This is a genomic window from Belnapia sp., from assembly GCF_059504005.1.
In genome coordinates, this window is record NZ_JCACHU010000010.1 from 52536 (window position 1) to 64925 (window position 12390).

At 71.5% G+C, this 12390-nt stretch carries 15 protein-coding genes; 8 read left to right on the forward strand and 7 right to left on the reverse strand.

What is annotated here, in order from left to right; all coding sequences use genetic code 11:
- The first annotated feature begins 83 nt into the window (after positions 1–83).
- A complete protein-coding gene (locus AC5JJ1_RS01190) occupies positions 84–545 on the forward strand; it encodes a flagellar biosynthesis repressor FlbT (protein ID WP_495783275.1) in 462 nt (153 codons plus the stop codon).
- Here the strand turns inward: AC5JJ1_RS01190 and AC5JJ1_RS01195 are convergent.
- Both AC5JJ1_RS01195 and AC5JJ1_RS01200 read right to left on the reverse strand, forming a co-directional pair.
- Positions 542–877: a hypothetical protein gene (locus AC5JJ1_RS01195; RefSeq protein ID WP_495783276.1), complete on the reverse strand. Its 336-nt coding sequence runs from the start codon at positions 875–877 to the stop codon at positions 542–544. The two genes, AC5JJ1_RS01190 and AC5JJ1_RS01195, sit on opposite strands and share 4 nt — an antisense overlap.
- A 154-nt stretch (positions 878–1031) precedes the next feature.
- A complete protein-coding gene (locus AC5JJ1_RS01200) occupies positions 1032–1682 on the reverse strand; it encodes a tyrosine-protein phosphatase (RefSeq protein ID WP_495783277.1) in 651 nt (216 codons plus the stop codon).
- A gap of 98 nt (positions 1683–1780) precedes the next feature.
- Here AC5JJ1_RS01200 and AC5JJ1_RS01205 point away from each other — a divergent pair, with 98 nt between their 5' ends.
- Positions 1781–1984, forward strand: coding sequence for a hypothetical protein (locus tag AC5JJ1_RS01205; RefSeq protein ID WP_495783278.1), 204 nt, complete (start codon positions 1781–1783; stop codon positions 1982–1984).
- Positions 1985–2002: 18 nt separating this feature from the next.
- Here the strand turns inward: AC5JJ1_RS01205 and AC5JJ1_RS01210 are convergent, their stop codons facing one another.
- Positions 2003–2995: a Bug family tripartite tricarboxylate transporter substrate binding protein gene (locus AC5JJ1_RS01210; protein ID WP_495783279.1), complete on the reverse strand. Its 993-nt coding sequence runs from the start codon at positions 2993–2995 to the stop codon at positions 2003–2005.
- Between the two features lie 73 nt (positions 2996–3068).
- Here AC5JJ1_RS01210 and AC5JJ1_RS01215 point away from each other — a divergent pair, with 73 nt between their 5' ends.
- Positions 3069–4592 carry a cation:proton antiporter gene (locus AC5JJ1_RS01215; RefSeq protein ID WP_495783280.1) on the forward strand — a complete coding sequence of 508 codons (1524 nt, stop codon included), beginning with the start codon at positions 3069–3071 and terminating at the stop codon, positions 4590–4592.
- Between the two features lie 25 nt (positions 4593–4617).
- Here AC5JJ1_RS01215 and AC5JJ1_RS01220 read toward each other — a convergent pair whose 3' ends face one another.
- A complete protein-coding gene (locus AC5JJ1_RS01220; protein ID WP_495783281.1) occupies positions 4618–5598 on the reverse strand; it encodes an NADPH:quinone reductase in 981 nt (326 codons plus the stop codon).
- Between the two features lie 64 nt (positions 5599–5662).
- Positions 5663–6565, reverse strand: coding sequence for an oxygen-dependent coproporphyrinogen oxidase (hemF, locus tag AC5JJ1_RS01225; protein WP_495783282.1), 903 nt, complete (start codon positions 6563–6565; stop codon positions 5663–5665).
- A gap of 221 nt (positions 6566–6786) precedes the next feature.
- Here hemF and petA point away from each other — a divergent pair, with 221 nt between their 5' ends.
- From petA to AC5JJ1_RS01240, 3 genes are read left to right on the forward strand one after another with little or no spacing between them, the layout of a single operon-like run.
- Positions 6787–7335: a ubiquinol-cytochrome c reductase iron-sulfur subunit gene (gene petA, locus AC5JJ1_RS01230; protein ID WP_495783283.1), complete on the forward strand. Its 549-nt coding sequence runs from the start codon at positions 6787–6789 to the stop codon at positions 7333–7335.
- 11 nt (positions 7336–7346) lie between these two features.
- A complete protein-coding gene (locus tag AC5JJ1_RS01235) occupies positions 7347–8618 on the forward strand; it encodes a cytochrome b (RefSeq protein WP_495783284.1) in 1272 nt (423 codons plus the stop codon).
- Between the two features lies 1 nt (position 8619).
- The gene (locus tag AC5JJ1_RS01240; RefSeq protein ID WP_495783285.1) at positions 8620–9393 is read left to right on the forward strand and encodes a cytochrome c1; all 774 of its coding nucleotides are present in this window, start codon (positions 8620–8622) and stop codon (positions 9391–9393) included.
- A 56-nt stretch (positions 9394–9449) separates the two neighbouring features.
- Here AC5JJ1_RS01240 and AC5JJ1_RS01245 read toward each other — a convergent pair whose 3' ends face one another.
- Positions 9450–9581: a hypothetical protein gene (locus AC5JJ1_RS01245; protein WP_495783286.1), complete on the reverse strand. Its 132-nt coding sequence runs from the start codon at positions 9579–9581 to the stop codon at positions 9450–9452.
- 123 nt (positions 9582–9704) lie between these two features.
- On the opposite strand from AC5JJ1_RS01245, the gene AC5JJ1_RS01250 reads away from it, so the two are divergent.
- Both AC5JJ1_RS01250 and AC5JJ1_RS01255 read left to right on the forward strand, forming a co-directional pair.
- On the forward strand, positions 9705–10595 hold the full coding sequence (locus AC5JJ1_RS01250) for an S-methyl-5'-thioadenosine phosphorylase (protein ID WP_495783287.1): 891 nt from the start codon (positions 9705–9707) through the stop codon (positions 10593–10595).
- 79 nt (positions 10596–10674) lie between these two features.
- On the forward strand, positions 10675–11649 hold the full coding sequence (locus AC5JJ1_RS01255; protein ID WP_495783288.1) for a glycosyltransferase family 2 protein: 975 nt from the start codon (positions 10675–10677) through the stop codon (positions 11647–11649).
- On the opposite strand, the gene AC5JJ1_RS01260 is transcribed toward AC5JJ1_RS01255, so the two are convergent.
- Positions 11617–12348 carry a TspO-related membrane protein gene (locus AC5JJ1_RS01260; RefSeq protein ID WP_495783289.1) on the reverse strand — a complete coding sequence of 244 codons (732 nt, stop codon included), beginning with the start codon at positions 12346–12348 and terminating at the stop codon, positions 11617–11619. The genes AC5JJ1_RS01255 and AC5JJ1_RS01260 overlap by 33 nt on opposite strands.
- Positions 12349–12390 lie beyond the last annotated feature (42 nt).

Below are 12390 nucleotides of genomic sequence, written 5' to 3' on the forward strand. Positions count from 1 at the left end.
GTCCGCGCCGGTTTCAGTCCGCGTTAAGCGACGCATGCGACCATCCGCCAACTCTCCGCCACGCGGAGCCGAAAGGAACAAGAATGTCCACGCTGGTGCTCGAATTGCGGCAGGGCGACATGATGGTCGTCAACGGCGCGCCGATCCGCTTCCGCAACCGCACGCGGATCGAGCTGGCGGCCAAGGCGCGCTTCCTCTTCGGCAAGCAGATCATGCCGCCGGAAGCCGCGACGACGCCGGCGCGCCGCATCTACTTCGCCCTGCAGACGGCCTATATCGGCACGGATGACGAGCGGGCCGGCGGCCTGCAGGCGGCGCGCGGGCTGATCGGCGAATTCCAGCACGCGACCACCTCGGCGCTGGCGCGGGACATGCTGGGCCAGGCGCTGGCCCTCGCCGAAGCGGATGACTGCTACCAGGCGCTGAAGCTGGCGCGGCGGGTGATGCGGCATGAGGAGGAGGTGCTTGGCCTCGCCCCGCTCGCCCCGGCCCGGCCGCCGGCTCATGGCGAGGGACGGACGACGCTGACGCTGCGGGCCAGCTAGCTTGATCGTTGCGGCTGCGCGGCCGCCTGCTGCGGCGTGGCGGCGGGCCCCGGCGCCGCCTGGGCACCGGAATGCTCCCGCCGACCGCGGCGCTGGGCGGCGTGATAGGCGTCCAGCTCCCGCTGGGTCGGCAGGGTGGCGGCGACGGCGCCGGAGCGGTCGCGGAACTCCATCACCACGATGCCGAGGGCGGGGTCGATCCGCAGGCTCGGATTGGGATGCACGGCCGGCAACGGGTCCCGCGGGGCGGCCGGGGCGCCTACCGACGGGCGGGCAGGAAGGGGGTCCGTGCCTCGGCTGGCGATCGGGGGGATGGCGCTCGGCAGGATCATGGCGACTGAGACGCGACATGGCGCAGCGCAGGTGAATCGGGCGTTAAGAGGCATCCCGGAAGGCGCGGCACCCGCCGGCATGCGCCGGGGCAGGGCGCGGGGCGGACCCCGCCGGCCGGGCCTGGCGCCCGGGCGCTCGCCGTGCCGGTGTGGCCTATTCGCGGCGCAGGATGCCGTCGACCAGCCGGTCGGCCCAGGGGCGGGACTGGAAGGCCTCGCGCAGCGCCGCCTCGGAATAGTCCTCGCGCAGCCATTCGAGGAAGGGCTTGCCCTCCCGCCCATGGGCGGCGGCATAGGCGAGGAAGAAGGCGTCCAGGATGCCGGTGCGGCCCTGCCGGACATGGCCGTGCCGGAGGGAGAGCTGCGCCAGCGCCTCCGCCGGCGGCCGCCCCTGCAGCAGCAGCCAGAGCCCGGCGGCGAGGCCGGTGCGGTCGGCGCCCGACTTGCAGTGCAGCAGCGCCGGCTCCTGCATGGTGCGGAAGGTCTCGGCGAGGCGGAGGATGCGGTCCTTGTGCGGCGCGCCGCGGCTCTCGAAGGGCGCGTCGATATGGACAAGGCCGAGTTCCGCCGCCGCCGCCCGGCCCAGCCGGTCGGAGCCGCAGCCCGTGCGCTCGCCGCGCAGGTTGATCACCGTCCTGAGGCCGAAGCGGCGCGCGGCGGCCCGCAGCTGCCAGGGCATCGGATGGTTAGAGCGGTAGAGCCGCCCGGCCTCCACCACCCCCCAGTTCCGCCAGCCGAGGCGCAGCAGGGCGTGGTCCACGAACAGGCTGTTGAGCCAGAGCGGCGCGGTGTCGGAGGCGGGCATGGCGAGCGGTATGCGGCCCCGCGCGGCGGATGACCAGGGGGAACGCCCAGCCGCGGGGCGGCGTTGTGGCCGCTCATCACCTGACAATGGGGGACGCCATGTCATCGAAGGCCCATCTGCCGCCGGTTCCGCCGGCCAATCGCAGCCCGCACGGCCCCGGCGCCCAGAGCCCCGAGGGCGATATGGGCGCTCAGACCGCCGAGGCGGTGAAGTCCAGCCGCGACCGCAACCTCGGCCAACAGGGCCGGCAGGGCGACATCAAGCAGAACACCACCCACCAGGGCTACCAGCAGGACCGGTAGCCCCGGCGAGGCGCCGCCTCAGTCCATCCGGGCGCCGGAGATGCGGACCATCTCCTTGAGCATCGGCCGCTGGCTGGCGGCGTGCCTCACCGCATCCTCCGGCGTGCTCCAGACGCAGCGGGCGCCCGTCTGCTCGAAGCGCCGCTGCATGGCGGGGTCCTCCGCCACCTCCTTCATCGCCGCGTTCACCCGCTCGACGATGGGCCGGGGCATCCCCGCCGGGCCGACCCAGGCGCACCAGGAGGTAACGGTGAAGTCGGGGATGCCGGCCTCCCCCATGGTCGGGACGTTCGGCAGGGAGGGCCAGCGCGCCGGGCTGGTCACGGCGAAGGCCTTGATCCGGCCTTCCTGGATCACCGGCATGTAGCTGGCGAGGTTGTCGATGGCGAAGGTCAGGTCGCCCGCCAGCATGGCCGGGATGATCTGCGCCGCGCCGCGGAAGGGGACGTGCTGGCCGTCGATCTTCTGCCGGTCGCAGAACATGCTGCCGCAGAGATGCGCGGTGGTCCCGACGCCCGGGCTGCCGAAGGAGACGCCGTTCGGCCGCACGCGGGCCCATTCGACAAATTCGCGGGCGTTGTTCGCCGGGCAGAACTGGGCCGGCGCCACCAGCACGTTCGGCAGCTCCCAATGCATGGAGATGACCGAGAAGTCCCGCTCCGGGTCGAAGGGCAGGCGGGAGTAGAGGAACTGCGCGATCGAGAGGTTGGCGATGGTCGCCGGCCCCTGGGTGTAGCCGTCGGGCGCCGCCTTGGCGATAGCGTCCATGCCGATATTGCCGCCGGCGCCGGGGCGGTTCTCCAGCACGTAGTTCTGGCCGAGCTTCTGGCCGAGCTGCTCGCAGAGCAGGCGCGCCAGCACATCGGTCGAGCCGCCGGGCGGCCAGGGAATGACCGCGCGGATCGGCCGGTTCGGCCAGTCACCGGTGGATTGGGCGCCGGCGGACTGGGCGAGGGCGGGCGCGGCGAGCAGGCTCGGTGCGCCCGCGAGCAGGGCGCGGCGGCGGATCATGGCGGTTCTCTCCCGGCGGGTGTCTGATACACCCGCAGCATGGCCTCCGCGTTGCCGCCGGGAAAGATGCCCCATGCTGATCTTCGAGACCGTCATCGGGCTCCTGCTCGCGGGCGCCCTGCTGGCCATGCTGGCGAAGCGGCTCCGCGCGCCCTATCCAGCGCTGCTGGCCCTGGCCGGGACCGGCGGCGCGCTGGTGCCGGGCCTGCCGCAGGTGACGCTCGATCCGGAGCTGGCGCTCGCCCTCTTCGTCGCGCCCACCCTGCTGGATGCGGCCTATGACGCCTCGCCGCGCGACCTCAGGGCCAATTGGCGGGCGGTCGGCGGGCTGGTCCTGGTCTGCGTGCTCTGCACCGCCTTCGCCGTCGCCTGGGTGGCACGGCTGATCGAGCCGGGGCTGCCCTGGGCGGCGGCCATCGCCCTCGGGGCCATCGTGGCGCCGCCGGATGCCTCGGCCGCGGCGGCGGTGCTGCGCCAGCTCCGCCCGCCGCACCGGGTGCTGGTGATCCTCGAGGGGGAGAGCCTGCTCAACGACGCGACGGCGCTGCTGCTGTTCCGCGTCGCGGTCGGGGCGGCCATGGGCAGGGCGGTCAGCGGGTGGGAGGTGGTGCCGCTGCTGCTGCTGACCTGCTGCGGCGGCGCGCTGTTCGGCATCGCCGCGGCCTGGCTCTGGCTCCGGCTGGAGATCCACCGGCACGACATCGCCATCTCCGTGCTGGTGCAGTTCCTCGGCACCTTCGCGGTCTGGCTGCTGGCGGAGCGGCTGGGGCTCTCGGCCATCATCACCATGGTGGCCTATGCGATGACCATCGCCCGCACCGTTCCCTCCCTTATCGGCGGGCGGGAGAGGATTGCCAGCTACGCGGTCTGGGAGGTGGCGGTCTTCGCCCTCAACATCCTGGCCTTCATCCTGATCGGGCTGCAGCTGCGCGGCATTCTGGAGCGGCTGGGCGGCTGGCAGTGGCGGGACGCCGCCTTCGCCGCCGCCGCCTGCGCCGTCGTCATCTTCATGCGCTTCGCCTGGGTGATGGGCTATGTCGGCATCGCCCGGCTCGGCAGGACGACCGAGCGCTCGCCGACCGTGAAAGGAGGCCTCGTCATCGCCTGGTGCGGCATGCGGGGGATCGTCACCCTGGCGGCGGCGCTGGCCCTGCCGGAGGGCTTCCCCTACCGCGACCTGATCCTGCTGACCGCCTTCTCGGTCACGGTCGTGACCCTGGTGCTGCAGGGGCTCAGCCTGGGCTGGCTGCTGGAGCGGCTGCGCCTGCCGGACGATAGCGGGGTGGAGCGGGAGGTGGCGCTGGCCCGGCAGGCAACGGCGCAGGCGGCGCTCGAGGTGCTGCGCTCGGCGCCCCGGGGCAGGGCGGCGGAGGTGCTGGAGCGGGAATACGTCGCCCGGCTGCGGCCGGTGGCGGGCGACGGCGAGGACCTCTCGGGCCTGCAGCGCCAAGCGGTGGCGGCGCAGCGCCGGGTGCTCCAGGCGCTGCGCTCGCATGGCACGATCGGCGATGACGCCTTTCACGTCATCGAGGAGGAGATCGACCTGCTCGACCTCACCGCCGACCCGCGCATCCGGGCCCTGAAGGCCTCCACCTGAAGGCCCTGGCCGATGGCTGAACCGGTCAGCAATCCAGGACGAGATTGCCGATATAGGCCCCCTTCTCCACCGCATCCTGCGCCGCGGCGCAATCGGCGAGCGGGGCATGGGCGGCGACCGCATGGCGGATGAGGCCGCGCTCCAGCCAGGGGGTCAGGGCGCCGATGGCGGTGGCCCGCTGGGCCGGCGTCAGCTCGTAGACGATGAAGAAGCGCAGCGCGATGCCGCGCATGATGGCGGCGCCGAAATTCACCGTGGCATCGGCCCCGTTCGCGCCATAGACGGCGCAGACCCCGCCCGGCGCCATGAGGCGCGGCAGCAGCGCGGCGCCGCTGGTGACATCGACCTCGACCACCCGGTCGACGCCGGCACCGCCGCTTAGCGCCAGGACGCGGTCGGCGACATCCTCGTTGCGGTAGTTGACCGTCTGGTCGGCGCCGGCGGCCATGGCGTGGGCCGCCTTCGCCTCGCCGCTGACCGTGGCGATGACCTGCGCCGCGCCCAGCAGCCGGGCGAACTGGATGGCGTAGTGCCCGACCGAGCCGGCCCCGCCGGTGACCAGCACCCTCTGGCCGGTGACGCCGCCATCGGTCAGCAAGGCGTGCAGCGCGGTCAGCGCCGGGATGCCGAGGCAGGCGCCCTCGGCGAAGCTGGTGCCTTCCGGCAGCGGCACGGCCTGCTCGGAGGGCAGGGCGATATGCTCCGCCGCCGTGCCGAGGGCGCGCTTCCACTGCCCGTTCCAGATCCAGACCCGCTGGCCGATGCGCTGGCGCGGCACCCCCTCCCCCACCGCCTCGACATGGCCGGCGCCGTCGCTGTGCGGGACGACGCGGGGGAAGGCCATCGGCCGGCCGCGGCCGCTGCGGCTCTTCCAATCCGACGGGTTCACGCCCGAGGCGGCCAGGCGGACCAGCACCTCGCCCGGGCCGGGGCTCGGCGTCGGCAGCTCGCCATAGGTCAGGACCTCGCCGGCCGGGCCTTGCCGGTCGTACCAGACTGCGCGCATCGGGCGTCTCCTCAAGCTTCCGTCGCAGCCTGGACCGGGGCGGCGGGGCGCGGCAATCGGCCGCTCAGGGCCATTTCGCTTCCGGCGGCAGGGACATGAGGATCGCCTCCACATTCCCGCCCGTCTTCAGCCCGAAGAGCGTGCCGCGGTCGTGGAGCAGGTTGAACTCCACATAGCGGCCGCGGCGGACCAGCTGGTGCTCGCGCTCCGCCTCGGTCCAGGGCTCGCGCATCCGGTGGCGGATGATGGCGGGGTAGCTCTCGAGGAAGGCGAGGCCGACATCCTTGACAAACTCGAAGTCGCGGTCGGCCCCATGCCCCGGCGTCCGGTCGCCGAGCCAGTCGAAGAAGATGCCGCCGAGGCCGCGATGCTCGCCCCGGTGGGGCAGCCAGAAATACTCGTCGCACCATGCCTTGAAGCGCGGGTACCAGGCGGGGTCGTGGCGGTCGCAGGCGGCCTTGTAGGCGGCGTGGAAGCGGGCCGCATCCTCCTGCGACTCCGGGGCGTCGAGCGCCATCGGGGTGAGGTCGCCCCCGCCGCCGAACCAGGCGCGGGAGGTCGAGAGGAAGCGGGTGTTCATATGCGCTGCCGGCACGCGGGGGCTGCGCAGATGGGCGACGAGGGAGATGCCGGTGGCGAAGAAGCGCGGGTCCTCCTCCGCGCCCGGGATCTGCTTGCGGAACTCCGGCGAGAATTCGCCATGGACGGTAGAGCAGTTCACCCCGACCTTCTCGAAGACCCGCCCCTTCATCACGGCCATCACCCCGCCGCCGCCGCCCTCCCGCGTCCATGCGGTGCGCTCGAAGCGGCCGGGCGGGAGGCCGGCATGCGGGCCGGTGTCGCACTCCTCCTCGATCGATTCGAAGGCTGCGCAGATCCGGTCGCGCAGGCTCTCGAACCAGAGCCGGGCCGGCTCTGCGAGGCGGTGCGTGGCCGGGTCCTGACCGGGTGGCGGGGTTTCTGTCACCGATTTCCTCTCCTTGGCGCCGCCGGGGCGTAACAATAGCCGGATGATTGCCTCCCCGGCGGATTGCCACTCTGCATAGCGTACCTTTATATGCGGCGCAGCGCGTCAGGACGCATGATCCAAGCCTGGTGGATCCCGTGCGACCCGGCCGCGGCAATCGCATTCGGCCCTCCCCTCCCGCCCCGGGAGCGGGAGAGCGCCGCGATCAAGGACGATGAGGCATGGCCAATAGCATGGCGCAAGCGGCGCCGCAGGACGGCGGGACCCGCCGGGACTTCCTGTACCTCGTGACAGGTTCCTTCGCGGCGGTCGGCGTCGGCGCGATCGCCTGGCCGTTCATCAGCTCGATGAACCCGGCGCGCGACACGCTGGCCGTCTCCACCACCGATGTCGACCTGAAACCGATCGCCGCCGGTTCCGCCATCACGGTGGTCTGGCGCGGCAAGCCGGTCTTCGTCCGGAGCCGGACCGAGGAGGAGATCAAGTCGGCCCGCGCCACGCCCCTGTCCGAATTGCGCGACCCGCAGCCGGACCAGGTACGCGTCAAGAAAGATCAATGGCTGGTGGTCGTGGGTATCTGTACCCATCTGGGATGCATTCCGCTCGGGCAGAAACCGACCGACGAGCGCGGCCCCTTCGGCGGCTGGTTCTGCCCCTGCCACGGCAGTGCCTACGACACCTCGGGCCGCATCCGTCAGGGGCCGGCGCCTCTGAACTTGGCAGTCCCGACTTACGCCTTCACCTCCGATACGCAGATCCGGATCGGCTGAGGAGCCCACCCATGGCCATTGGCCTTCATAAGAGCGACTTCAAGAACCCGGTCATCCGCTGGGTCGATGCCCGCCTGCCCATCTTCACGATGGTGCAGAAGGAGTACGGGACGTTCCCGACGCCCCGTAACTTCAACTACTTTTGGAATTTCGGCGCGCTGGCCATGATCAACCTGCTGATCATGATGGCCACCGGCATCTTCCTGGCGATGAACTACACCGCCCATACGGGCCTCGCCTTCGATAGCGTCGAGCGCATCATGCGCGACGTGAACTACGGCTGGCTGCTTCGCTACGCGCATGCGAACGGCGCCAGCATGTTCTTCATCGTGGTCTACATCCACATCTTCCGGAACTTGTACTACGGGTCCTACAAGGCGCCGCGCGAGCTGCTCTTCATGCTCGGCGTGGTCATCTTCCTGCTGATGATGGCGACGGCCTTCATGGGCTACGTGCTGCCCTGGGGCCAGATGTCCTTTTGGGGTGCCACCGTCATCACCAACCTGTTCAGCGCCTTCCCCCTGGTCGGGGAGAGCATCGTCACCTGGCTCTGGGGCGGCTTCAGCGTCGACAACCCGACGCTCAACCGCTTCTACAGCCTGCACTACCTGATGCCCTTCCTGATCCTCGGCGTCGTCTTCCTGCATGTGGCGACGCTGCACATCACCGGCTCGAACAACCCGCTCGGGATCGACCCGAAGGGGCCGCAGGACACGGTGCCGTTCCACCCGTACTACACGGCGAAGGACAGCGTCGGCCTCGTCGTCTACTTCATCGTCTTCGCGGTGCTGGTCTTCTTCTTCCCGAACGTGCTGGGCCATGCGGACAACTACATCCCCGCCAACCCGCTGGTGACGCCGCCGCACATCGTGCCGGAGTGGTACTTCCTGCCCTTCTACGCGATCTTGCGCGCGGTGCCGGACAAGCTCGGCGGCGTGCTGCTGATGTTCGGCTCCATCGCCATCCTCTTCGTGCTGCCCTGGCTCGACACCTCGCCGGTGCGCTCCATGCGGTTCCGCCCGCTGGCGCGGCCCTTTTTCATCGCCTGGTGCGCCTCGTTCCTGGTGCTGCTCTATGTCGGCGGCAAGCCGCCGGAGGAGCCCTATGTCACCATCGCCCGGGTCTGCACGGCCTACTACTTCCTGTACTTCCTGGTGATCCTGCCGCTGCTCGGGCGGCTGGAGCGGCCGCTGCCGCTGCCGGAGAGCATCGCCCGCCCGGTGCTGCGCGGCGGTGGCCCGCTGCCGGCCGGCGCCATGAGCAAGCCGATGGAGAAGGCCTGACATGCCCGCTTTCCCAAGCCTCAAGGCGCTGGTCCTCGGCCTCGGGCTGATCGCGGGGGCGACGCCTGCCCTCGCCGCCGGCGGCGCGATCGAGGTGCCGAACACCCGCTTCTCCTTCGACGGGCTGTTCGGGCATTTCGACCGCGCCTCGGCGCAGCGCGGCTTCCAGGTCTATAAGGAGGTCTGCTCGTCCTGCCATTCCATGCACCTGCTCTCCTACCGCAACCTGCGCCAGCTCGGCCTGTCGGAGACCGAGGTGGCGGGCATCGCGGCGACGGTGCAGGTGATGGACGGACCGAATGACGAGGGCCAGATGGTGGAGCGGCCGGGCCGCGCCTCCGACCGGTTCAAGAGCCCCTTCCCCAACGAGCAGGCGGCGCGGGCGGCCAATAACGGCGCCCTGCCCCCCGACCTCTCGGTTATCACCAAGGCGCGCGAGGGCGGGGCGGACTACATCCATGCCCTTCTGGTCGGCTACGAGGACCCGCCGGCCGGCATGCAGATCGCCAACGGCATGTACTACAACAAGTACTTCGTCGGCCATCAGATCGCCATGCCGGCACCGCTCAACTCCGAAGGCCAGGTCGAGTACCATGACGGCACCAAGGCGACCGTGGACCAGATGGTGACGGATGTGACGCAGTTCCTGACCTGGGCGGCCGAGCCGGAGCTCGAGGAAAGGAAGGCGCTGGGGGTGAAGATCGTCCTCTTCCTCACCGTCCTCGGCGGCCTCGCCTATGCGGTGAAGCGCAAGGTCTGGGCCGACGTGCATTGAACCCCGGCCCTGGCCGGGGCTGAGGCAAGGGCCGCCCTCGGGCGGCCCTCTGCAATTCAGCGGGCCGGGGCGGCCAGGTCCGGCGGCGGCAGGGCGGTGCCGCGTTGGATGCGGCTGCTTTCCATCGGCGACGTCACCGCGCTGCAGGCGCCGAGCAGGAGAAGGAGGCAGGCGAGGTGGGCGGTCATGCGGCTACTCCGGTCGGCGTGATGCCGCCGAGCATGGCCCGCCGCGCGCCGCCCGGCCATCGCCCGCGGTTGATCACGGGGCAAGCCCCGGCCTAAAGCCGCTCATCTTTCGGAGATGCACCCATGCCCGACATGATCGAACCCGTCATCGGCCTCATCGGCGGCTCCGGCCTCTACGACATCGACGGGCTGGAGGAGCGCGAGTGGCGCCGGGTGGAGACGCCCTGGGGCGACCCGTCGGACGAGCTGCTCTTCGGCCGGCTGGCCGGCGTCCGCTGCGTCTTCCTCCCCCGGCACGGGCGGGGGCATCCGACGCCGCCCTCGGCGCTGAACTACCGCGCCAATATCGATGCGCTGAAGCGCTCCGGCGTCACTGAGATCCTCTCGCTCTCGGCCGTCGGCTCGCTCAGGGAGGACCTGCCGCCCGGGCATTTCGTCATCGTCGACCAGTTCATCGACCGCACCTTCGCGCGCGAGAAGAGCTTCTTCGACACCGGCTGCGTCGCCCATGTCTCGGTTGCCGAGCCGGTCTGTCCGCGGCTCGGCGATACGCTGGAGGGCGCGGCGCGTGACCTCGGCCTGCCGGTCACGCGGGGCGGGACCTATCTCGTCATGGAGGGGCCGCAATTCAGCACCAAGGCGGAGAGCCTGCTCTACCGGTCCTGGGGCTGCAGCGTCATCGGCATGACCAACATGCCGGAGGCGAAGCTCGCCCGCGAGGCGGAGCTCTGCTACGCGACCGTCGCCATGGTGACGGATTTCGACTGCTGGCACCCGGACCATGACCATGTGACGGTCGACCAGGTGGTGAAGGTGCTCCTCGGGAATGCGGACAGGGCGCGGGCGCTGGTGAAGGCGGTGGTGCCGCAGCTCGGCGCGCCGCGCGGCCCCTGCCCGGCCGGCTGCGACCGCGCCCTCGACCATGCGCTGATCACCGCGCCCGAGCGGCGCGACCCCGCCCTGCTGGCGAAGCTGGATGCGGTGGCTGGGCGGGTGCTGCACCCCGCCGCCTGAGGGCGCGGCGCGGACACAAGCGCGCGAATCCGCGAGGCCGTGATCCCATCGCCTGCCCAACCCGTGGCAGGCGAGGGGGATGATCCGCGACCTCGCCACACCCGCCCCCGCCGTCTCCATCCTGACGCCGGCCTTCGATGTCGCCCGCTTCGTCGGCACCGCGGTCGACAGCGTCCTGGCGCAGAGCTTCCCCGACTGGGAGATGCTCGTCATCGACGACGGCTCGCGCGACGGCACGGCGGAGGTGGTGGCGGCGCGCGAGGACAAGCGGATCCGCCTCATCCGGCAGGAGAATGCCGGCGTCTCCGCCGCCCGCAGCCGGGCCATCGCCGAGGCGCGGGGCGAGGCGGTGCTCTTCCTCGATGCCGATGACTGGCTGGCGCCGGATGCGCTGGAGCGGCTGATGGTGGCGCTGGCCTCTGTTCCCGCCGCCATCGCCGCCCATGGCGCCTATGCGGTGATGGCCGAGGATGCGAGCCCCGGCGACCCGCCGCTGCGGCTGAAGGGTGCCCCTGCCCTCTCCGGCGACTTGCTGGAGCGACTGCTGGTGCAGAACCTCTTCGTCAATGGCGGGCACCTGCTGATCCGGCGGGAGGCGATCGCCGCCGCCGGCCCCTTCCTGCCGCATCTCCGCTACGGCGAGGACTGGGAGTACTGGATCCGCCTCGCGCTCCAGGGGCCCTTCGTCGCGGTGGAGGATGCGGAGCCGGTGCTCTTCGTCCGCGAGCGGCAGGGCAGCGCCTACCGGCGGATGGCACGCGACCCGGCGGCCTTCGCCCCGGCCATGGCCGCGATCTATGCCAACCCGCTGCTGGCGGAGCGGTTGGGGCCTCAGCGCCTTGCGCAGATGCGGCGGCGGGCTGAGGCGGAGAATGCCTGGATCGTCGGGCGGGAGCTGATCCGCCATGGCGACCGGACGGCGGGGCTCGGGCAGCTGCGCGCCTCGGTCGCGGCGGCGCCCTCGCCGAAGCGGGCGCTGCTGCTGGCGGCCGCCCATGCCCTGCCGCTGCTGCCGCGGCCGCTACATGGCCCGTTCGTGGCGTATCCGGGCTAGCCACGCCGCCACCGCGACGATCAGCATGCCGAGGCCGGCGGTGACGGCGACCGCCGGCAGCGCCTTGTTGGCGAGGAGCACGGCGAGCAGCGCCCAGAGCAGCGCGCCAGCATACCAGAGGTCGCCGCGGCCCCGCCGCAGCACGGCGCTGCCGATCCAGGCGGCGAGCAGGATCAGCCCCATCGCCACCAGCACCGGGTCGGTGCCGCCCCAGTTCACGCCCTCGGTCGCCGCCGCGCCGGAGAGGTTGACGATGCTCGCAGCCGAAACCCAGCCCGCCAGCAGCCCGAAGAGCGGCCGGACGATCCAGCGCCAGCCCGCACCCTCCGCCGGCTGCATGGCGGCGCGGAGAAAGGCCAGCAGCGCCGCCGCCAGCAGCGCGAGGATGATCGCCAGCAGGTGCCAGCCATTGGGCGTGAGTTGCGCCGCCACCATCCAGAGCAGCATCAGCGCGAAGGCCGCTGCCGCCGGGCCGCGCAGCCGGGCGAGGCGCGGGTCGGCGCGCGGCCCGGGCCGCATCTGCCAGACGCCCCAGGCCAGGGCGAGGGCGAAGATCGCGCCCCAGATCGAGAAGGCATAGGGCGCCGGCACCACCGGCGTGCGGATGCTCTGCATCGCCCAAAGCGGATGGCCCATTCCGATGAGGCTGGCCATCACCCCGGCGAAGGGCAGCAGGGCGGGGAGGAGAAGGTTCAGCATGGGCAGGAATCGAGGCATGCTGGCCACTCTGGCAGGGGAGCG

What these genes read in the sequence shown, in the direction of transcription:
- AC5JJ1_RS01245 (WP_495783286.1), bottom strand. Translation starts at nt 9,581, where the DNA reads ATGACCGCCCACCTCGCCTGCCTCCTTCTCCTGCTCGGCGCCTGCAGC.
- AC5JJ1_RS01195 (WP_495783276.1), bottom strand. Translation starts at nt 877, where the DNA reads ATGATCCTGCCGAGCGCCATCCCCCCGATCGCCAGCCGAGGCACGGAC.
- AC5JJ1_RS01220 (WP_495783281.1), bottom strand. Translation starts at nt 5,598, where the DNA reads ATGCGCGCAGTCTGGTACGACCGGCAAGGCCCGGCCGGCGAGGTCCTG.
- AC5JJ1_RS01215 (WP_495783280.1), top strand. Translation starts at nt 3,069, where the DNA reads ATGCTGATCTTCGAGACCGTCATCGGGCTCCTGCTCGCGGGCGCCCTG.
- AC5JJ1_RS01255 (WP_495783288.1), top strand. Translation starts at nt 10,675, where the DNA reads ATGATCCGCGACCTCGCCACACCCGCCCCCGCCGTCTCCATCCTGACG.
- AC5JJ1_RS01240 (WP_495783285.1), top strand. Translation starts at nt 8,620, where the DNA reads ATGCCCGCTTTCCCAAGCCTCAAGGCGCTGGTCCTCGGCCTCGGGCTG.
- petA (WP_495783283.1), top strand. Translation starts at nt 6,787, where the DNA reads ATGGCCAATAGCATGGCGCAAGCGGCGCCGCAGGACGGCGGGACCCGC.
- AC5JJ1_RS01190 (WP_495783275.1), top strand. Translation starts at nt 84, where the DNA reads ATGTCCACGCTGGTGCTCGAATTGCGGCAGGGCGACATGATGGTCGTC.
- AC5JJ1_RS01205 (WP_495783278.1), top strand. Translation starts at nt 1,781, where the DNA reads ATGTCATCGAAGGCCCATCTGCCGCCGGTTCCGCCGGCCAATCGCAGC.
- AC5JJ1_RS01210 (WP_495783279.1), bottom strand. Translation starts at nt 2,995, where the DNA reads ATGATCCGCCGCCGCGCCCTGCTCGCGGGCGCACCGAGCCTGCTCGCC.
- AC5JJ1_RS01200 (WP_495783277.1), bottom strand. Translation starts at nt 1,682, where the DNA reads ATGCCCGCCTCCGACACCGCGCCGCTCTGGCTCAACAGCCTGTTCGTG.
- AC5JJ1_RS01250 (WP_495783287.1), top strand. Translation starts at nt 9,705, where the DNA reads ATGCCCGACATGATCGAACCCGTCATCGGCCTCATCGGCGGCTCCGGC.
- AC5JJ1_RS01260 (WP_495783289.1), bottom strand. Translation starts at nt 12,348, where the DNA reads ATGCTGAACCTTCTCCTCCCCGCCCTGCTGCCCTTCGCCGGGGTGATG.
- AC5JJ1_RS01235 (WP_495783284.1), top strand. Translation starts at nt 7,347, where the DNA reads ATGGCCATTGGCCTTCATAAGAGCGACTTCAAGAACCCGGTCATCCGC.